This is a genomic window from Thalassospira povalilytica, assembly GCF_002844235.1.
Classification (GTDB): Bacteria; Pseudomonadota; Alphaproteobacteria; order Rhodospirillales; family Thalassospiraceae; genus Thalassospira; species Thalassospira povalilytica.
Map to the genome: position 1 here is coordinate 333,636 of NZ_PGTS01000001.1, position 19,370 is coordinate 353,005.

20 protein-coding genes and 1 tRNA gene are annotated in these 19,370 nt (G+C 54.4%); 12 read left to right on the plus strand and 9 right to left on the minus strand.

Translation table 11 applies throughout. The features are described from left to right. Positions 1-133 precede the first annotated feature (133 nt). On the plus strand, positions 134-757 hold the full coding sequence (locus CU041_RS01365) for a ribonuclease HII (RefSeq protein ID WP_101245467.1): 624 nt from the start codon (positions 134-136) through the stop codon (positions 755-757). A gap of 38 nt (positions 758-795) precedes the next feature. Here CU041_RS01365 and CU041_RS01370 read toward each other — a convergent pair whose 3' ends face one another. Further along, positions 796-1,578 (minus strand): acyl-[acyl-carrier-protein] thioesterase, encoded by a 783-nt coding sequence (locus tag CU041_RS01370; RefSeq protein WP_101245468.1) that lies wholly within the window; start codon positions 1,576-1,578, stop codon positions 796-798. Between the two features lie 101 nt (positions 1,579-1,679). Further along, positions 1,680-2,096: an alternative ribosome rescue aminoacyl-tRNA hydrolase ArfB gene (arfB, locus tag CU041_RS01375; protein WP_101245469.1), complete on the minus strand. Its 417-nt coding sequence runs from the start codon at positions 2,094-2,096 to the stop codon at positions 1,680-1,682. Positions 2,097-2,242: 146 nt separating this feature from the next. Between arfB and CU041_RS01380 the strand changes: the two genes are divergently transcribed. Further along, on the plus strand, positions 2,243-2,659 hold the full coding sequence (locus CU041_RS01380; RefSeq protein ID WP_101245470.1) for a YbaN family protein: 417 nt from the start codon (positions 2,243-2,245) through the stop codon (positions 2,657-2,659). 31 nt (positions 2,660-2,690) lie between these two features. Here CU041_RS01380 and CU041_RS01385 read toward each other — a convergent pair whose 3' ends face one another. From CU041_RS01385 to CU041_RS01405, 5 genes are read right to left on the minus strand one after another with little or no spacing between them, the layout of a single operon-like run. After that, the gene (locus tag CU041_RS01385) at positions 2,691-3,074 is read right to left on the minus strand and encodes a MerR family transcriptional regulator (protein ID WP_101245471.1); all 384 of its coding nucleotides are present in this window, start codon (positions 3,072-3,074) and stop codon (positions 2,691-2,693) included. 38 nt (positions 3,075-3,112) lie between these two features. Then, on the minus strand, positions 3,113-4,735 hold the full coding sequence (locus CU041_RS01390) for an ATP-binding protein (RefSeq protein ID WP_101245472.1): 1,623 nt from the start codon (positions 4,733-4,735) through the stop codon (positions 3,113-3,115). 12 nt (positions 4,736-4,747) lie between these two features. Then, positions 4,748-5,371 (minus strand): chemotaxis protein CheC, encoded by a 624-nt coding sequence (locus CU041_RS01395; protein WP_101245473.1) that lies wholly within the window; start codon positions 5,369-5,371, stop codon positions 4,748-4,750. After that, positions 5,368-5,742 carry a response regulator transcription factor gene (locus CU041_RS01400; protein WP_101245474.1) on the minus strand — a complete coding sequence of 125 codons (375 nt, stop codon included), beginning with the start codon at positions 5,740-5,742 and terminating at the stop codon, positions 5,368-5,370. Before CU041_RS01400 ends, CU041_RS01395 begins: the two co-directional genes overlap by 4 nt. A 43-nt stretch (positions 5,743-5,785) precedes the next feature. Then, the gene (locus tag CU041_RS01405; protein ID WP_233432971.1) at positions 5,786-8,260 is read right to left on the minus strand and encodes an EAL domain-containing protein; all 2,475 of its coding nucleotides are present in this window, start codon (positions 8,258-8,260) and stop codon (positions 5,786-5,788) included. A gap of 324 nt (positions 8,261-8,584) precedes the next feature. Here CU041_RS01405 and fdxA point away from each other — a divergent pair, with 324 nt between their 5' ends. From fdxA to CU041_RS01420, 3 genes are all read left to right on the plus strand, one after another. Further along, the gene (fdxA, locus tag CU041_RS01410; protein ID WP_101245476.1) at positions 8,585-8,920 is read left to right on the plus strand and encodes a ferredoxin FdxA; all 336 of its coding nucleotides are present in this window, start codon (positions 8,585-8,587) and stop codon (positions 8,918-8,920) included. 309 nt (positions 8,921-9,229) lie between these two features. Beyond that, positions 9,230-9,730, plus strand: a complete 501-nt coding sequence (locus CU041_RS01415) for a CarD family transcriptional regulator (RefSeq protein ID WP_101245477.1) — start codon at positions 9,230-9,232, stop codon at positions 9,728-9,730. Between the two features lie 91 nt (positions 9,731-9,821). Next, positions 9,822-10,628, plus strand: a complete 807-nt coding sequence (locus CU041_RS01420) for a hypothetical protein (RefSeq protein ID WP_101245478.1) — start codon at positions 9,822-9,824, stop codon at positions 10,626-10,628. Positions 10,629-10,711: 83 nt separating this feature from the next. Here the strand turns inward: CU041_RS01420 and CU041_RS01425 are convergent, their stop codons facing one another. After that, positions 10,712-12,190 (minus strand): M48 family metalloprotease, encoded by a 1,479-nt coding sequence (locus CU041_RS01425; RefSeq protein ID WP_101245479.1) that lies wholly within the window; start codon positions 12,188-12,190, stop codon positions 10,712-10,714. Between the two features lie 101 nt (positions 12,191-12,291). Beyond that, entirely contained in the window at positions 12,292-12,540 is a 249-nt protein-coding gene (locus CU041_RS20520) for a hypothetical protein (RefSeq protein ID WP_170310070.1), read from the minus strand. Positions 12,541-12,564: 24 nt separating this feature from the next. On the opposite strand from CU041_RS20520, the gene CU041_RS01430 reads away from it, so the two are divergent. The 7 genes from CU041_RS01430 (at position 12,565) to CU041_RS01460 (ending at position 19,346) form a co-directional block, all read left to right on the plus strand. Beyond that, on the plus strand, positions 12,565-13,239 hold the full coding sequence (locus tag CU041_RS01430; protein WP_170310071.1) for a hypothetical protein: 675 nt from the start codon (positions 12,565-12,567) through the stop codon (positions 13,237-13,239). 100 nt (positions 13,240-13,339) lie between these two features. Further along, positions 13,340-14,302 (plus strand): prolyl aminopeptidase, encoded by a 963-nt coding sequence (gene pip / locus CU041_RS01435; RefSeq protein WP_101245481.1) that lies wholly within the window; start codon positions 13,340-13,342, stop codon positions 14,300-14,302. Positions 14,303-14,384: 82 nt separating this feature from the next. Next, entirely contained in the window at positions 14,385-14,909 is a 525-nt protein-coding gene (locus CU041_RS01440) for an acyloxyacyl hydrolase (RefSeq protein ID WP_101245482.1), read from the plus strand. Positions 14,910-15,123: 214 nt separating this feature from the next. After that, positions 15,124-15,200: transfer RNA gene (locus tag CU041_RS01445), tRNA-Arg, on the plus strand. Between the two features lie 152 nt (positions 15,201-15,352). Further along, positions 15,353-16,492 (plus strand): homogentisate 1,2-dioxygenase, encoded by a 1,140-nt coding sequence (locus tag CU041_RS01450; protein WP_101245483.1) that lies wholly within the window; start codon positions 15,353-15,355, stop codon positions 16,490-16,492. 242 nt (positions 16,493-16,734) lie between these two features. Beyond that, a complete protein-coding gene (locus CU041_RS01455; protein ID WP_233432972.1) occupies positions 16,735-17,901 on the plus strand; it encodes a hypothetical protein in 1,167 nt (388 codons plus the stop codon). Next, entirely contained in the window at positions 17,898-19,346 is a 1,449-nt protein-coding gene (locus CU041_RS01460; RefSeq protein WP_101245484.1) for a hypothetical protein, read from the plus strand. The genes CU041_RS01455 and CU041_RS01460 overlap by 4 nt, the downstream gene beginning before the upstream one ends. The last annotated feature ends 24 nt before the right edge of the window (positions 19,347-19,370 follow it).

Sequence of the window (19,370 nt, forward strand, 5' to 3'; positions counted from 1 at the left end):
ACCGGTTATCCGGTGCCGTTTTTTGTTATGCTGGTGCGTGAATTCACCCCAAGGAAGCAGCCCGGACAAACTGCGATATTGTCGGTCACCGGGCAGCTTGCTATGACGGTGGAAAGAGAGAGTGACCAGAAACATGCCGGACTTTACCATCGAAGATCAGTATAGCGGGCGTATTGCAGGGATCGACGAAGTCGGTCGCGGGCCGCTGGCGGGCCCGGTGGTGGCGGCCGCGGTCATCTTGCCGCGGGATGCAAGATTGCCCGATATTCTGGTTGCCGAGCTCAATGATTCCAAAAAACTGTCAGCCAAAAAGCGCGACAAGCTTTTTAACGTGATCATGGAATGCGCCGAAGTCGGTATCGGGGCGGCATCCGTTCGTGAAATTGACCAGATCAATATTTTGCAGGCAACCTATGTCGCCATGCGCCGTGCGGTCGACCGTTTGGCAGTGGTGCCCGATCAGGCACTGGTGGATGGTAATCGTGATCCCGGCCTGCCATGCCATGTCGAAACCGTGGTCAAGGGCGACAGCAAATCCTTGTCAATTGCCGCAGCATCAATTGTGGCCAAGGTCGTGCGCGATCGCGCCATGGCACGGCTTGCAACGCGCTATCCCTTTTTTGGCTGGGAAGGCAATGCGGGGTACGGGGTGAAAAAACACATGGTCGGGCTTGGCGAAGTCGGACCAACCCCGCATCACCGCAAAAGCTTCAAACCGGTTGCCGATCTTTTTGATGCCATGATGGACCGGGCGTGAGGCGATCCGGGTGCCGGTTATCGTGATCCTTGTCCGCGCTAAGCCAGTGCCAGAGCATTGCGCGCCACAATATGGGCACGCACAAGGTCCGTGCCGTCTTCTTCGCGACTGACCGCGGCAAAGCCGTTGGCATGGCGCAGCTCGACCCGTTCATGGACGCGGCATTCTGTTCTGAACTGGATATCAAGACTTTCGGGATGGAAATCAGGACGGCTGTTTTGCCCCGAAACCCCCAGCACCCACTGCATCAGGCGCACATTATTGACATGCCCATACAGATCAAGGTCCGATGGCCGTGCCTTGATCGTGTCAATTGCGGGCAGGGGATCGGTGGTAAAGGCCGGGCGCATTGGCGGTTCAATCAGTTTGGGGCCGGGCGGATCAGGCAGGCGTTCTTCAATCCAGTCCGGCCATTGGGCTGCGCGCCGTTCGCGCAGGTCAAACATCACCCAGTAACTTTGCGCAACGCCGATCACATCCCCCTTGCTGTTCGACAGGCGGAAATCGCGGGTCGCAACCCGGCGCGATACACCTGACGGCCAGGTTTCAACCAGGATTTCCTCGCCATTGCCGGGATAGTCGCGGATATGGATCACCATACGCGCCAGAACCCATGCAATGCCCTGATCAACCGTATCGTCATAAGCCAGTTTCAGGATCCGCGCGCCCCAACCGGCGGCATCCTGCATATAGTCGGCAAGGGCCGGCATCATGACTTTACCGTTCTCACCAATTTCGGAATAGCGCACACGATAGGTGCCTTTCCAACCGCAATTGGTCGGCAGGGGGGCTTTGGCGATGTGATCCCAGTCGATGATCATGTTCTGAACCTGAATGTCATGTCCGTTCGGTTTTAAAAGCCCGTTACAGCCGGTGTAAACAGGATGGAAAGGGCTGTGTACCTTTGGCCAATAGCCGGGCCTCAGTCGATCGGGCGTTGGCGCATTTTCTTGATATCGCCGCGCTTTTTCTTGGTTTCAACGCGTTTGCGCTTGGCCGAAAGGGACGGGCGGGTTTTGACGCGGTATTTCTTGCGCTCGGCAGCCTTGCGCAACAGGGCCAGCAATCTTTCGATAGCGTCCTGCTTGTTGCGTTCCTGGGTTCGGTGTCGCTGGGCGTCAAAGATGATTTCCCCGTCATTGGTCAGTTTGCTTCCGGCCAGTTCACGCAACCGGTCGCGCACCCGCTGGGGCAGTTCGGTCAAATCATCAATGCGGACCCGCATCTGGACCGCACTGGACACCTTGTTGACATTCTGCCCGCCGGGACCGGATGCACGGACGAACTGAAAATGCAGATGGCGTTCATCCAGATAAAGGCCATTTTCAATTTCAAGCATGGTCAACCGTTCGGAGTCATAAGGTGTCAAAGAGGGTGAAAATAACTGAGTGTAATGGTCGGCTATTTGTTGAATTTCGCAATCGCAGCGCCTAAATTACCTGTCCTAGCCTGTCAGGGGTGGAACGGACTGTAAACAGGAAATCTATGGTGCGTATAGCGCATATCTATCTTGCCCTTGGATGGCTTTCGGTTGGTCTTGGCGTGATCGGAATCTTTTTGCCGCTTTTGCCGACCACACCCTTCATGTTGCTGGCGGCCTGGCTGTTTGCCAAGGGATCGCCGCGTCTGCATGACTGGATTTGCAATCACCCACGTTTTGGTACGTCGATCCGTCAATGGAACGAACATGGCGTGATCAACCGTCGCGCCAAGCTTCTTGCCATGCTGGCCTTTCTGGTGGTGATTACCGGATCCCTGATCTTTATCGAAAACCGCTGGATCGTGATGATCCAGTTGCTGGTCGCCTTGCCGGTCAGTTGTTTTATCCTGTCTCGGCCATCCGATGTCAGCCTGTCAAAGGCGTCTGCATCCCCGTCAGGTTCGGTCGGACCCGGACAGTAACAGTAGTTGGCGATGACCGGGACGGGGCGGATTAACCGGCCTTTTTGCGACCAAGTTCTTCCTGACAGGTTTCTTCCAGCTTATCGAGCTCGTCCAGTGTGGCATCAATGTCTTCGCGTTGCTTGCGCAAGGTTTCGCGACGTTCATTGATCTTGTCGACAAGGGTGGTCAGCTGCGTGATTTCGCTGCGATCACCGTCATACAGATCAAGCAGGTCACGGATTTCCTTAAGCGAAAAGCCAAGCCGCTTGCCGCGCATGATCAGGCGCAACCGCACGCGATCACGTTGGCTATAGATGCGCGTCTGGCCATGGCGTTCGGGGGAAATCAGTTCCTGATCTTCGTAAAACCGGATGGTTCGGGTGGTGACTTCGAACTCGCGGGCAAGATCGGTGATAGAGTAACTGTCGGTCATGGTAGCTCAATCATCTTTACGCTTACGTAAACTGCAAGCTACATGCTTTCGGATGTCGCGACAATCGGCAATTCCTTGGGCAACTCAACACAGAAGGTGCTGCCTTCGCCAACATTGCTGGTAACGCTAAGTATTCCGCCATGCCGGTCGGTAATCTTTTTGCAGATCGCAAGACCAATTCCCGTGCCGGCATAATCACCATATCCGTGCAGGCGTTTGAAAATCTCGAAAATGGTTTCGTGATACTGGGGATCAATGCCAATCCCGTTATCTTCGACAAAAATCCGGTGACTGTTCGGGGTGTCGGCGGAAAAAATCCGCACCCGGCCATTTTGCGGATCGCTGTATTTCAACCCGTTCGACACAAGGTTCTGGAACAGCAACAGCAACTGGCTGGCATCGCCCATGACCGTTGGCAGGTGATCTTCGCGGATGATGTTGCCTTCCGGGGCCGATCCGGCGCGTTTGAAGTTGGCAACAATCGCGTCAAACAGATCATCAAGCGGTACCGGGTGAAACGGTTTGCCGTGGCGTCCGACCCGCGACAGGGTCAGAAGATCGTCAATCATGCGCTGCATGCGCTGGGTGCCATCAACCGCGTAATGGATGAACTCATCGGCGGTATCATCAAGTTTGCCCTCATAGCGCCGGGCAATAAGCTGGGTATAGCTCGACACCATGCGAAGCGGTTCCTGCAAGTCATGGGACGCCGCATAGGCGAACTGTTCAAGTTCGCTGTTGGACCGTTCAAGCTCGGCCATGGTGCGCTGGATTTCCATCTCGTGGCGCTTGCGCTGGGAAATATCACGCAGGGTGATGATGTAATGATATCGCTGATCCGCCGAAAAATGACTGATCGCAACTTCCAGCGGAACACTGCGTCCGGTTTTGGTAAGGGCCAGGACTTCGATGACGCCGGTACCAAGATCGGTCAGAAGCCGGTTGGGTGGGGGCGGCGTGATTGCGATATGATCACTGTCAGGAAGCAGGAACCGGATAATATTGCGCAGTTCGGGATCGCCATCCGGCCCGCAAAGTTCCTGTGCCCGGGAATTCAGTGGTTCGATATTGCCATCGTCGGACGCCACAAGAATGGCATCGATGGTGTTTTGCAAAATCGCCTTGGTGCGGTCTTCGCTGCGTTTTGACTGGGTAACCAGTTCGGCCAGTTCAGCGGCCTGCTTGCGCAACAGACGGTCGCGCTGTACGGCCAAGGTCACGTCCCGAATGATCAGCGAACATAACGTGCCATTGCTTTTGGTCTTGATCGGATGGACGCGGATCGATTGTTCCATGCGATCAAAGCTTGCGGCAAATTGCGGCAATGGCGAAAGCGGCAAGGCCCCCTGATTGAGCGACGGTGAAATCACCGCGGGCATTCCGAATTTCAGGCAATCCTCGATGGCAAGGCTGACACGTCCCATCCGTGTTTCGGGGAATATATCATGAAGCGCCTTGCCCAGAACCTCGTCGGCGCGCAATCCCGAACGGGTCTGCATCCACTGGTTCCAGTGACAAACGGTACGGTCCGGGGCAAGCGCAACCAAACCGGTATCGGCCGTATCAAGCAATGCGGCAAACAATTCTGCGGCATTGCCTTCACGATCAAGATCGAATGACGGCGTTGCGTCCTTTTGGGGCTTGGACGATGGCTTTTTCATTCACCTCACCGGTTAACCAAGCGAATTGGCAAGAAAGCGACGAACCAGTTCACGCAGCATCTGAATGGAATCCAGATCCATGACAAACAGAACATACCCGTCAATGTCGTTATGACGCAGCATAAACTGAACATGCAGGATCATCAGGACCGGCATGCTGCCGGCATTAAGTTCGGCCTGATCAACGTCAAGCAGCGACCGGCTTTCACGTTTGCGAAATGACGGCATTGAACAGTTGATCGGTTCGCCAAGCACATTCGAAATGCTGCCAAGACAGGCATTCAGAATGATGTTGCCGACCTCCATCAGGGCTTCCTGTTCAAGATCGGTCAGGGTATCAAGCGGCACTTCGACCTTAAGAAGACTGCGTACCAGTTCAAGGCTGCGTTCTTCGGGAAAGACCAGCATGGCTTCGCCCTTGAACGGGCCGTCAAATGTCTGACTGACCGCCGAGACAACCTCGGTCGGGGCCTTGGCAAGTTCCGTATCGGAAAAACGTTCGACAAATGTAATACGCGGGACAGTAAGTTCGACGGGCTGTTCGACCATCTCGGACAATGACGACGCTGCGCGACCAACCCCGATATTGATCAATTCGCTGATGGTGTCATGTTCAAGTTCGCTAAGGTCGATCATCTGGACGCTTCCTGCGCCAGAATAAAGTCACGCATTTTTTCCTCGGTCGGTGGCTTTGCAAGGAATTCGAGGCCAAGGTTTGCAGCCTTTTTCTGAATTTCCTGCTGAATGTTGGCAGTCAGAAGGGCGATTACCGAGTCCGGGAACCGTCCACGCAATTGTTCGCCCAGCTCCAGCCCGTTCATCCCCGGCATGTTGAAATCAAGCAATAAATAGTCATACGACTTGCCTTCAACCATTTCGAGCGCCTTGCTGGCATCTTCGGCCTCGTCAATTTCCCAGTCGGTAAAGTTGCTGGAAATGAAAGCCTTGACCAGAAGGCGGGCAAATTTGCTGTCATCGACAAGCAGAACGGAACGTTGTTGGGCCATATGTCTTCTCAGGTAACCGGTTCAATATTTATCGGGGCTGCGATTATAGTTCAGTCTCGGCATTTGCGGAAAGTCGCAGGATATGTTTGACGATTTCCTGGGGCGGTTGCGGGGTGGCAATCAGGAAACCTTGAACTTCGTCACATTCGCTTTCGCGCAAGAATGCCATCTGTTCTTTGGTTTCCACACCTTCTGCAATGACCTTAAGGCCAAGATTGTGGCCCATAACGATGATGGTTCGCGTAATCGCGGCATCATCGGTATCGATTGTCACGTCCCGCACAAAGGATCGATCAATCTTGATCGAATTGATCGGCAACCGTTTCAGATAGGCGAGGGACGAATAGCCTGTCCCGAAATCATCAACGGCAATCTGCAACCCCAAATGACGCAGTTCTTCAAGAATGGCGGCCGATTTCTTGATTTCCTGCATCATCACCGTTTCGGTTACTTCCAGAACGATGCGTGCGGCCGGGGTGCCTGTGTCGGTCAATATTCGAGATATGGTTTCTGTAATTCTGCCTTCAATAAGCTGTCGTGGCGACAGGTTGATTGCGATCGGCAGTGGTGGGACTGATTGCGCGTCCCATTCTGCGATCTGGCGGCAGACTTCCGCGATCACCCATTCGCCGATCTTGCCAATCAGGCCGGTTTCTTCTGCGACCGGAATAAATTGCATCGGCGAAATATAGCCGCGCCCGGGCTGTTTCCAGCGGATCAGTGCCTCGAGGCCGGAAATCCGGTTGGTACGCAGATCGACTTTGGGCTGGTAATGCAGTTCGAACTGATTTTGGGCCAGGGCTTCGCGCAGATCATTTTCGATCACCAGGCGCGCCATGGCACTTTCATTCATCGTCTTGGTAAAGAAGTGATAGGTGCCCCCGCCGCCGGATTTCGCACTATACATCGCGGTGTCGGCGTTGCGCATCAGGGCCGGGAAATCTTCGCCATCCGATGGATAAAGCGCAATCCCGATCGATGGCGACACAAACAGAACGCGTCCCTTGATGTCAAATGCCGGTGCCAGTGCATCAAGTACGGCTTGTGACAGAATGGCGGCGTCCTGGGTTTCTTTCAGATCGGGAATAATGATCAGGAACTCATCACCGCCAAGCCGACCGACGATTTCCTGACGACCGATCACTTTCTGCAAGCGTCCGGCGACCGCCTTGAGCAACAGGTCGCCGACATCATGGCCCAGACTGTCATTGATGACCTTGAACCGGTCAAGATCGATAAACAGCACAGCCGTCGCACCATGCCGCGTGCTGCTTGCTTCCTTGTGCTTGTCGAGTGCCTTTGACAGGCTGGATTCAAGCATGCTGCGGTTCGGAAGGTTGGTCAGCGTGTCGTGGTTGGCCATATAGACCAACTGTTCCTCATAGCGTTTGCGCACCGTGATGTCGGTCAGGACCGCGGTCATCATCGGCGTAGCCGCATCCGGGATCATGCGCAGCGCAATCGAAACATCAATTTCGGTCTGGTCGGCGCGTCTGATCGGAAGCGTCAGGCGTTTTTCCGTCGTCTGATTGTCCGAAGACTGCGCTGCAAGTTCTTCCAGACTGTGCTCCAGAAGCGGAATGGCGCGCGGCATCAGGAATTCGTGCAATGTCCGGCCTTGCGGCGTTTCATCGCGCATCAGGCCAAGAAGCTGCTTGGTTGCCCCGTTATATTCAACAATCCGGCCGGTCGGGGTGATTGTCAGGATACCGTCTGCAACGTTCTGGACAATCGCGGTCAGCTGGTTTTCACGGTCACGGACCTGTTGTTCGGTGGTGCGCAGCTTATCAAGTGTTGCTGAAATACGTTCGATCAGTCCCCGCGTGGTCCGAAGGATCATGCCCAGTTCGTCGCGGTCATGATTTTCGGGGATGACAATGGCATCGGGGGTCGGGTTTTGCGGATCAATTTTGCGCAGCAGACTTGAAACCCGCAGCAGCGGCTTGGTCAGGGTGACGTAGAAAAAGACAACCAGAATAAGGCCAAGAATCAGGTTGCGCAGGATGCCCGATGTCAGAATGCGGGTGGCGCGATTAAGAAACCCGTCCGCGATCATGTCCGTATCGATCTTGACGCTCAGATGGCCAACCAGATCGCGTCCGCTTCCGGTTTCAAGCGGGATTTCATATTCCTGGTTTTCACCAAACATCAATTTGGTCAGGACCGTACGGTTGGAGCTGACCTGCTGTTCGGTCTTTTGGGCCAGAATGTTGTTGAAATTGTCCCGCAGAACCGCCGCATAGACCGGTTCATATTCAAAAAGGCCGGAAACCACGCGTGTGGCAAGTGTCTCATCGAGGCCGTATGCCGCCTGTGTCGCGGATTCGCGCAATGTCGCCAGAACCTGCATGACGGTGCGGTCAATCAGGCTCTTTTCTTCGCGCAAGTCCCAGACAATCTGGATGCCGCTGAAAAGCAGGCCGATCAGCAAGGTAAGGGCAACCGCGATCCTTGCCTGTTTGACAGACAAGCGATCCCGCCATTTAAGCCGTTGCTGATCAAGGCTTTTGTCAGGCACGCGTAACCCCAAAAATCCGCAGTTCCCACTCAATCAGAAGCACACTATGGCTTTGCGGGGGTAAAAGCAATTATCCGCGGCGTCTGCAAACTGGAAAATTGTGAAGAAATCTGTATGTTCTGCGCTGCTTTGTCGTGTGCGGTCCCGAAATACCGGATGTCGCCACGCCGCATCGCATCACAAAATCTATACTACGCAAAAAAATGGGATTTTATTGGAGTTGCACACAACAGCTGTGCGTGATAACCCAATCCCCAGAGAGAGAAAAAGGCCAAGCGCGGGTGCAGCCGCAACATGGCCTCGCAACCTGTACGGAGTTACACCATGACCTATGTGGTGACGGAAAACTGCATCAAGTGTAAGTATCAGGACTGCGTCGAGGTTTGCCCCGTCGATTGCTTCTACGAAGGTGAGAACTTCCTGGTTATTCACCCTGATGAATGCATCGATTGCGGTGTCTGCGAACCCGAATGCCCCGCCGAAGCGATTATTCCCGATACTGAGCCGAATCTGGACAACTGGTTGGAAATCAACCGAAAGTTCGCGGAAGTTTGGCCCAATATCACCCGCAAAGGTGATGCGCCGGCTGATGCTGATGAATGGAACGGTAAAACCGGCAAGACCGAATTGCTCAGCGAAGCGCCGGGCGAAGGCGACTGATTGTCGGACTAACCCCCCAGATTACATACGGTTTTTAACCCGTTGGCATATGCCAGCGGGTTAAATGCATGGCTGCATTGAGCCATTAGCGCCGAAAAAATCTGTGAACCAGTGGCGTGTTGTGCTATTGTGGGCAACTCGCGTTAAGGGCTCGACAGGCTCGTTCCGAATTTCCGGATTTCCGTTTTTTGTATTCCTGTCTGAAACCGCGACTTCGCCAAAAGCTTGGTCGTGTGCAGCTCTTCGCGTCACTGGGTCTATATTGTTACAGTTGAATGACCAGGCCTGAATGGGCCGGAAGGATGCTTGATGTCGGATAAGTTGCCCTTTGCTGTTGGCGATTATGTTGTTTACCCCGCACACGGCGTTGGCTGTGTTGGTGGCCTGGAAACCCAGGAAATCGCGGGTCAGGAATTGCGCCTTTATGTAATTACCTTTGAATCCAGCCGCATGACTTTGCGCGTGCCGGTCAACAAGGTGGGTAACTCCGGTCTGCGTAAACTTTCCTCCAAAAAGCAAATGGACTCGGCGTTGATTACGCTTAAGGGCCGTGCTCGCGTCAAACGCACCATGTGGTCGCGCCGTGCACAGGAATACGAAGCAAAAATCAATTCCGGTGATCCGGTCTCCATTGCCGAAGTTGTGCGCGATCTGCATCGCAGCGCGACCCAGCCGGAACAGTCCTTCTCCGAACGCCAGATCTATGAAGCTGCTTTCGAGCGCCTTGTTGACGAACTGGCCGCGATCGAAAAGATCGACAAGGACAAGGCATCGGGCAAGCTCGAAAAGCTTCTGCAAAAAGCTGCCTGATTGAATAAGTCAGCTATACAACTATTTATAAAAGCCGGCCCGCAAGCTATCCTTGGGCCGGTTTTATTTTTGTTTTAGGCAGGTTACAGCGATGAGTGCAGTTCTGGCGCCGATAAAACCGGCCGAGAGAATCTGGGTTGTCGGCGCAATCAATGGCGATCACGGTGCGTTGCGTACCGTTCATCAGAAGCTTGCTGAACGTATCACACCCGGAGACAGGCTTGTCTATCTTGGCAATTACTGGGGGGATGGCACGGCGGAATCCGTTGTTGCGACCATCAACGAATTGCTTCTGTTCCGTCGTTATTTCATCGCCCTGGACGGGGTTGATATCGCCGATATCGCCTTTTTGCGCGGTGCGGCCGAAGAAATGCTGTCGAAATTGCAGCAGATCCAGTTTGCCCCCAATCCCGGCGAAGTCTTTGACTGGATGTTGACCCGCGGTATTGCCGGAACAACCCGTGCCTATGGTTTTGATCCGGCGCATGTCCAGTCGATCATGCGTCAGGGCGCGCACGCCATTTCGCAATGGACGTCCCAGTTTTCCGATGCATTGCGCCGCCACAGCGGGCATAGCGCATTGCTATCCGACCTCAAACATGCGGCCTATACCACGGATGGTCGTCTGATCTTTGTTCATGCCGGGCTTGATGGTTCACGCCCTCTTACCGGTCAGACCGATACGTTCTGGTGGGGCGGCTCGATGTTTGAGGCAATTACCGAACGTTATTACGACTGCGCGCGTATTGTCCGCGGTGCATCACTTTCGCAGACCGGGCTTCAGGAACGTGAATTTACCCTGTCGGTGGATGGTGGTGCCGGGCGGGGCGGTGTACTGATCGCGCTGGCCCTTGATGGTCAGGGCAAAATCATCGAACAGGTTACAAGCGACGCCTGATCGTGCGCCCGGATCTCTGGTCTGTTTCGACCAAAAAAGGCAGCATTTTCATGCTGCCTTTTGCTGTTTTGGCCTGCTTGCGTCTAGTGACGGACAACCTTGACCAGGGATCCGGTTTCAGGGGCTTCGCCCTCGCGCAATCCGTTAATGGTGGCAAAGGTTTCCGCCGGTGCGCGGTCAACCTGCATGTCGTCGATAAATGTCTGCAAGCTATATTCCGGGTTCACAGCACGGACCTTGATCCGAAGCGGGGTATAGATCTTCTTCTCGTTCGTGCTCAGCGACCGGAAGCTATAGGTCGTATGCCGCAGGGGCAGGTTATAACTTTCGGTTTGATCAAGCGGGGTGATGAACAGGAACTGATAGGCGGAATCGCCATGGCGGATGACCACCACGCGCAATCTTGCCGATCCCGATCGCAGGGACACATCCGTGCTGCCGGTGGCAGCTTCCAGCCCGTTAATATCGATCATCTCGACATCGCGAAGCGAAATCTTGCTTGAGAAGCCGCTTTCAAGATAACGATCCAGTCGGGTGTCCTTGGCCTTTGGTGCGCCTTCAAAGACAATCTGCGCCCCTTTGCCGTCGGTCGCAATGACGGCGGATGGCTGGTTGTTGATGGTAAAGCCTTCGGGCACTTCAAACCGGAAGCCAAGGGGAACATGGACGAATTCCCGGCCACGAACATAGCCCTGATCCGGGCCATCCCCATAAAGGATACCATCAATCGCTGTCATATAGCGGACCGTGCCAAGTTCGGGATTCTGAACTGCGGTGACATTGGCGCTTTGATGGGCCTGCTCGATACGGTCAAGGGTTCTCGGGTGGGTTGCCATAAAGTCATACTGGTCAACATCATCGGCCGAACGCCCGGCGAGAACCGCTTGCAAGCGCGAATGGGCGCGCAGTTTTTCAAGGAATGTCGCCATGGCATCCGGATCGTACCCGGCCCGCGTGATATAGCGCACGCCAAGCATGTCGGCTTCAAATTCATGCTCACGCGAGAACGATTTAAGATAGGCGCTCGCCCCGGTATTGATCAGTTCGCCAGCCCCGTTGCCAATCGCAATTGACAGGCCACCGGCCAGAATCTGGGTCAGGACACCACGGCTGTATCGCTGTGCCGAATGGCGGGCGACAACGTGACCTATTTCATGGGCAATGACACCAGCCAGTTCAGCTTCGTTGGTGGCAAGGGCGGCCAGACCACGCGTGATATAGACATACCCGCCCGGCAGGGCGAATGCGTTGACCACCGGGGAATCAAGCACCGTGAAGGTGAATTTCTCATTCGGGGTTTCGGAAACGGCAACCAGCTTTTCACCGATTTCGGTGACATAGCTTTGCAGATCCTTTTCCGTATATTGGCCACCGAACTCCTTGACCATTTTCGGGTGTTCCTGCGACCCGATTTTCTTTTCCTCGTCAGGCGACATAAAGGCGGTGAAGCTGTCCTCACCTGTTGCGCGGTTGGTCGAGCAGCCAGCAAGTGCCGTACTGAGCGCAACAGCAGTCAGAAGTGCCATCAGGTGCTTGTTGGGACTGAACTTAAACCAGCTCATTGATACCTTTCCTCATGTCGCTCTGCCGCGTAAGCTGCAGGTCGTTGTCAGCGAAACCAAGTGGGAATTGGTAGCGCGTGTTCCAAGATCATTCAACAGATTCACAGTTTTCGAACAGACATCCAAAATGGGGAAATTTTACGGTCATGCCAAAGGCCGGCTTTTCCTGCCGGTTTCTGCTCGCAACAATAATAACCATTGGGACTCTGTTTCCCATTGATGGTCATGCCGGTCCGGATTGGCAATGCGGTGTTGCGGCAAATCATGACATTGCAAAATCCGTGCAGTCTGATCAGGCCGATCGCAACTGGCATGAAATATCCCAAGTCGATATTCACCGCGTTGATCAACTAACGGCTTCCGACTTGCCAGATGTGACGTTTCGACTGGCCGATGTCGAATTTGTCCCGGAATACCAAGATCTGGCATTGAATTGGCTTCAGACGACGTCTCGCGAAAGTGACAAGGCGCTTTTGCTTCTGGATGATCCGGATTTTCTGGGGCGCCGACCGGCATGGATCACAAGCAGGCCTTCTGGCGGGCTTGGTGGCGACAACAGTGTGCCATGGTCGCAACGGTTGCTTTTGGCCGGCCTGGTGATGGCATTGCCGCAGACCGGTTCTGATGTCGGATCTTTGATGGATGCCGAAGATACCGCGATCCGCCAAAGGGCAGGTATCTGGTCAATCCGGGATACCCGTCATGCCTATTTTGTAACAGCAAGTACTGAGTGGGATGGTGCGCCACCATCGGGTATCCCGTCGGTAGAGGATGCGATTGGCCGGTTTGTGGTTGTTGATGGGGTCGTTCGCTCGGTCGAGCATCAGGAATGGCGCAGCTACCTGAATTTCGGGGACAATTGGCGCAGCGATTTTACCATTGCACTGGATGATGCGGTTCGGCGCAGCATCGCAGGGGGCGACAACTTCGAAAAGGTGATGGATCGCTGGTCCGGGCGGAAAGTCCGGGTGCGCGGCATTATCGAAAGTCGCGGTGGCCCCTATGTCTCTTTGGAAAATCCGGACTGGCTTTGTGTTCAACCGGAATAGAGGCTTGTGTTTGTTCCCCCGGTCATGAGACTTCTAGATATGCGTTGCCACCAGCAAATTGCACATTCTCGTTTCCGCTCAGACACAAAGAGGTTCCTGCGTGCTCTATCCCGAAATTGCGCCCCGAATGACGGGGATGTTGTCACGTGACGATGGTCACGAAATCTATTGGGAAGAAGTCGGCAACCCCGACGGTATTCCGGTCATATTTCTTCATGGTGGGCCAGGGGCCGGGATTTCTCCCAATAGTCGCCGATTTTTCGACCCGGAAAAATACCGCGTCATTTTGTTTGATCAGCGCGGCTCCGGAAAATCAAAGCCGTTCGGAAGCCTTGAAAACAACACCACCGACCATTTGATCGGTGATATCGAAGCGCTGCGCGAAAGTCGGGGGATTGATAAATGGCTGGTCTTTGGCGGGTCCTGGGGATCGACATTGGCGCTGGCCTATGGTCAGGCATGCCCGGATCGCGTTCTGGCCTTTGTGTTGCGCGGCATTTTCCTTGGTCGTGAAACCGAAATTGCCTGGTTCATGGATGGCATGGGCCGATTTTTCCCCGAAGTCGAACGCAGTTTCTTGGCAACCGCCGGATTTGACGCGCATCCCGGCTGGCAGCGAATGCTGGATCGCTATGCCGAGATTTTCGCAGGCAAGGATGGCGAAGATGCCGCGATTGATGCCGCACGTGTCTGGTCGGCCTATGAAGCTACCTGCTGTACTCTTTTGCCGGATCACGGTCTGGTCGAAGATTTCGAAGGCGATGAAATCGCACTCGCGCTGGCAAAGCTTGAACATCACTATTTTGTCCATCGCTGCTTCTTCGAACCAGATCAGCTTCTTCGGAATTTGAACCGGATTTCCCATTTGCCTGCTGTCATTGTGCAGGGACGCTATGACGTTGTCTGTCCGCCAATGTCGGCATTTGAACTGCACAATGCATGGGCCGGATCAAAGATGGTGATTGTTGACGATGCCGGGCATGCAGCCAGTGAACCGGGGATTGTTCGCGAGCTTGTCCGGGCAACCGATTCATTCGATGGCAAAAATTTTGCGGGAAATTGATGTATTTACACCAATGTGTGGTTGAGTTTGCCGCATGCTTGGTTAGTATGTCCGACGTATTGATCCAGTGGGGACTTGATTAATGAAAATGACTTTGGGGAAACTGCTTGCAGTTTGCGTCTTTTTTGGCTTTGTAAACGCGGCATCTGCGCAAGAAATTCTTGGCAATGACAAAGATTCCGGGCTTCTCGAATTCTCGACCGGCATGGTCGATATCACTCAGGATGAAGAAGCTGCCGAATTCCGCATCAATTACCGCGCCCAGCATGCGATGTTTGACGTAACCCGCCCGATTGGCGGCGTTATGGTAACGTCTGAAGGTGCGGTTCATGGGTATGGCGGGCTTGCGGTTGACGTGCTTTGGGGTGACCATTTCGTCTCGAGCGTCTATACCTCGGTCGGTGCTTACCATCAGGGAAATGGCGAAGACCTCGGACACTGGATCGAATTCCGTTCCGGTCTTGAACTTGGCTTCCGCTTCGACAGCCACGAACGTCTCAGCCTCGGGATTGCCCACATTTCGAACGCCAGCATCGGCGACGAAAACCCGGGCACAGAAATCCTTTCTCTGACCTATTCCTTCCCGATTGATCGCCTTTTTGACTGATCAACGCATATTGCGTCAGTCTGAAAAGACCGAATGGAATAATCAGCAAGAGCCTTGGAAAGAGAAACTTCTTCCCAAGGCTCTTGTTGCTTTTGCGGTCTTGATCACCGATTGGTACGAGGGGAGCCAAGCATCCCTGCGATCGGTCATATGATAACCTCCCGGATTGATCATCGGCAGAATTGCTGCTAATTGAAGGCCACTTTTGTGGTGTGCGCCCGTAGCTCAGCAGGATAGAGCACCAGATTCCTAATCTGGGGGCCACAGGTTCGAATCCTGTCGGGCGCACCATCCTTTCAGGCCTTTGTGTGCGGATTTTGATCCGTTCTGGTCTTCACGCCTATAGCTTGAAAGCCATCAGGTTTCTTCTCATATCCATATTATGTGCGACTGCTCTGAACATAACGGGCCGCAATGCCATAATACAGGGCCGGGAGGAAACAATGACAAACTGGATCAGGCTTCCCAACAGCGAAGGTGCCTGCACGCCGCAATCCGATACGCGATCTGATCAGCCAACCTATCAAAGGCATATCGGACGCAAGGGTTTTCAGGGGCCGTCAGCCCAGATCTATCATCGCCATCCTCCGGTCGGCTGGGCAACGTTTGAAGGACCATTGCGTCCGCGGGCCTTTGATCTGGCAAAGCTCGCCCCCGGTCCGGCCTGCCCGTTACAGGCAAGGCGCATTTTGCGCAGTGACAGCATGGAAGTCCGTTACTGGAAAACCGATGCCAAAATGCATGCCCTGTCACGCAATGCCGATGGTGACACCCTGATGTTCGTCCATAATGGTGAGGGGGCGCTATTTTGCGATTACGGGCATTTGCCCTATCGGGACGGTGATTATATTTTGCTGCCGCGCGGCACTGCCTGGCGGGTGGAGCCGGCCGGTCATTGCGAGTTCATGCTGATCGAGGCAACGGCCGATGCGTTTGGATTGCCTGATCCCGGCACCATGGCCGGTGGCACGCCACTTGACCCGATGATGTTCACCGTGCCGCGCATCGATGACGCATTTCGCGCCCAGCAGGATGATGCATTCTGGGAAATTCACATCAAACGCAAAGGTCAGGTGTCAACGCTGACATATCCCTATAACCCGCTTGATGCCGCCGGCTGGGAAGGTGATCTGTGTGTCGTCAAACTGAATTGGCGTGATCTCAGGCGGCAAAATGGGTCGGGGCACAAGGTCCCGCCAGCAGCTTATTGTACATTTGTTGCCAGCACGTTTTCAGTCAGTACCTTTGTGCCCAAGGTCGGTGAAGGCCAATCCGGTATGTTGCGTGTGCCGTTCTATCATTCCAACGAGGATATGGACGAATTTGTCTTTTATCATCGTGGTGAATTCTTCAGCCGCGGGGAAATAAAGGCCGGCATGGCAACATTCCATCCAAGTGGCTTTCCGCACGGTCCGCATCCGAAATCCTATCAGGAAAAAATGATCAAAGCGCCGGTCGAAACAGACGAAGTGGCCGTCATGATCGATAGTCACGATTTCCTGGCGGTGGACGACTCAATCCCTGATGGTGCGGAATGGAAGGTCTATGTCAAAACCTGGGAAAAGTCGCAGGAAACCCTATAAGGTCTTGATCCCGGCCATGGGTGAATGGCACTCTCGGTCGGCAGTCGGATGCCGCAAAACTTGCGAAAGGTTGTTAATGTTATTGTCAACTTGTCGGGTTAATTTATGCTGAGTAACAAATGTAGGATTTGTGTGTTTGCACAGGCCGGTCTGCACTGCACCCGACAGTCTGCCATCTGGCTGTAACACGCTTATCATATGGCGAAAATCAATAGCGCCGCACAGGTTGACCAAAGCCCAGAATGACCAAACAGAAGATCGTCAAATCCGTCAGTCATAAAACTCCTGAACCGTCCCAGGCGCCGGAAGACCCGTTGGCATGTTTGCCCAACACCTTTCTGTCGCGCGGGGTCCGGACCCCGTTTACGACCAAAACCCTGCGCTATGCGCGTGTGGCGGCGGGCAAAGGCGGGCGATCCATGATCATGCTGCCTGGCCTTGCCGGTGGTCTGGGGACTTATGAATTGCCGCTTGATACCCTGCGCGAGGTTTTTGATCTTTCCGTGCATGACCGCATGCTGTTTGACCGTTTGCTGGAACTAGAAGACATTCGCCCGGGCACCGTTCTTGAACAGGCGCGTGCGGTTGCGGTAACCGGCGTTGGCGGGGTCGAACTGGCAAGAACCGCGATTGAGCGCGGCGGGTCGGAAAAATCATCGCGTGAATTGGGGCAACTGGCTGTCCTGCATCAGGCACTGCGTCAGCTTGGCGGAAGCGCCGTTCAGGATATGCAGCGCGAAGAATTGCTGACCATGGAAGGTCAGGTCCGCGCGCGCAAGGCCCTGAACCGCTTTGCATCCGAACATCAAGTCGCCAATGACACCATCATCGACAGCCTTGGCGAATGGAGCACAATGATCGCCCCGGTCGGGCTTGAGCTTGATGGCTGCAAGGGACCGCTGCGGGTGCTGACCAACGGCCTTGCTAAATTTGCAAATGACGTCGAGGAATGGGCAAATTCCGAACAATCCGATTTCCGCTTTATGGCCGGACGTATTTCGAGTGCGACAACCGCGACCTATAAGCATGCCCTGAAATGTGTCGAGGAAGTCGATAGCTGGAACCGTGAACTGGGCAAGGTTCTGACCGATTGGGAACGGGCAAAGCAGGATATCGGCAAGACCATCGAAAAATTGTGGTGGCTTCTTGATGGCTGGCAGGAAATGATCGACCTGTGGCATAAAAGACCGGTGGCAGATCGGGTGAAGCAGCGCGAGATCATCGAAGAAGTCGCAAGTTTCGCACCTGTACTCCCGGTCGAGGAAATTACGACCGCAGAACAGCAATTCTGGATCGATATTCGTGTCAACCAGATGCTGTGGGCCGGTGAATTGCGCAAGTTGGGCAGTGGGGAAATTGATGCCGATATGGTGGATCGTCTCGAACGCTTCAGGAGACAGTCTGCATGAAGATTGAAGAGGCAGGTAATCTTGGTGTTTCGCAACTCGGGCAACTGTTTGAATCCTTAAGCGGTTCTGAAATCGCACGATTTACCCGTGCGATTGAAAGCGATCGCGCAGACCCCAAATTGCCGCTCCCCCATGAAACCATTTTGCAAATCCTGCGTCCGCGTCTTGCATCGCTCAAACCGGAACGCTATCCGACCCCAATGCGTCAATTCTGCGATCCGTTCGAAGATCTTCTGACGTCGGGCGAGGCCAGTGAAAAAAGCATCCGCATCAGTCGTTCATCCCTGATTCCGATCTGGCGGGTGGTCACCGGTGCGAATGACCCGGAATTTGCCGAGGCCATGAAGGAAATTGATGCGGCGGCGGGCAAGCGCGATACAACAAGCCTTGCCGCAGCCGAAAGCAAGCTGTGGAAGGCAGGGGCACGGATCATCGAAGATCAGATCGCCCGGTCCCACGGCGGGATAAAGGAAGAACGCGCCCTTGCAACAAGCCTTGGATCGCGTGTCCATCTGAAGGCCTTTGCCGAAGTCGGCCGTATTCTGAATGTGGGCGAAGAAATCGCCCAGGTGCGTGCACGTTTTCCGTCGGCGCCGATCAGGGGTCTTGATGCCAATGACGTTACCTGGCTGCGTGACCGGTTTGTGGAAATTTCAAAAAACAAACCCGGGTTCGAGCCGATGTTCCTGTTGGCCGTACTTGCCCGGTTGCTGCGTCCAAGTGAACTGTTCAAACTGATCCGTGTTTTGTCGACCAAGGCCGATGACAGCACGATTGAAAAGACCAACCTGGCCGAGACCGGCGACCTGATCATTGATTTGCTGGCAGAAACCGTGACCGAGATCGAACAGGGTGTTGTCACCGGCAAGGATGAGGCACATATCCTGTCGCTGGCGCGCTGGTACGCATCCGAATTCACCCGCATCACCCGCGAATTCAAAATTCGCAAGGATGGCCGTTGGGGTGAAAAGCTTCTGGAAACGCGCCGTCGGGTGTCGCGCGCTCTGGCCGATACGATGTTTGGTGCAACCCCGGAACGCGTGATTGACGCACTGCCCAAAATGGAAGTCCGGCAGGGGCCCGGTTCCGGCGTGAAGGGCTTGGCGCGACCGCTGTTTGCGCAGGATTTTGACGATGAAAAAGTCTTGGCCGCGGAAAAGTCGGCCGAAGCAATCGCGGAAACTGCCCGGATTTCGGATGTGCTGGCCGCACAAAGTTCGGCTGCCAAGGCAGTGGTTGAGCTTAAGAAAAAGCTCAATCAGATCGGGCGTGCCGGTGTTGACGGCATGGGCCGTTTGACGCCCGAAGAAATCCCCAATGCACAACGCAATCTGATGGCAACAGTGCGGTTGCTTGAAATCGTTGATGGCCCCGAAGACGCAGATGTTTTGCGCCGCCGCGGCATGTCTGCCATTCGCGCTCTTACCAGCCAAAAGGCAAGCTGATCGTTTGATCCTTGCCTTTGCCAT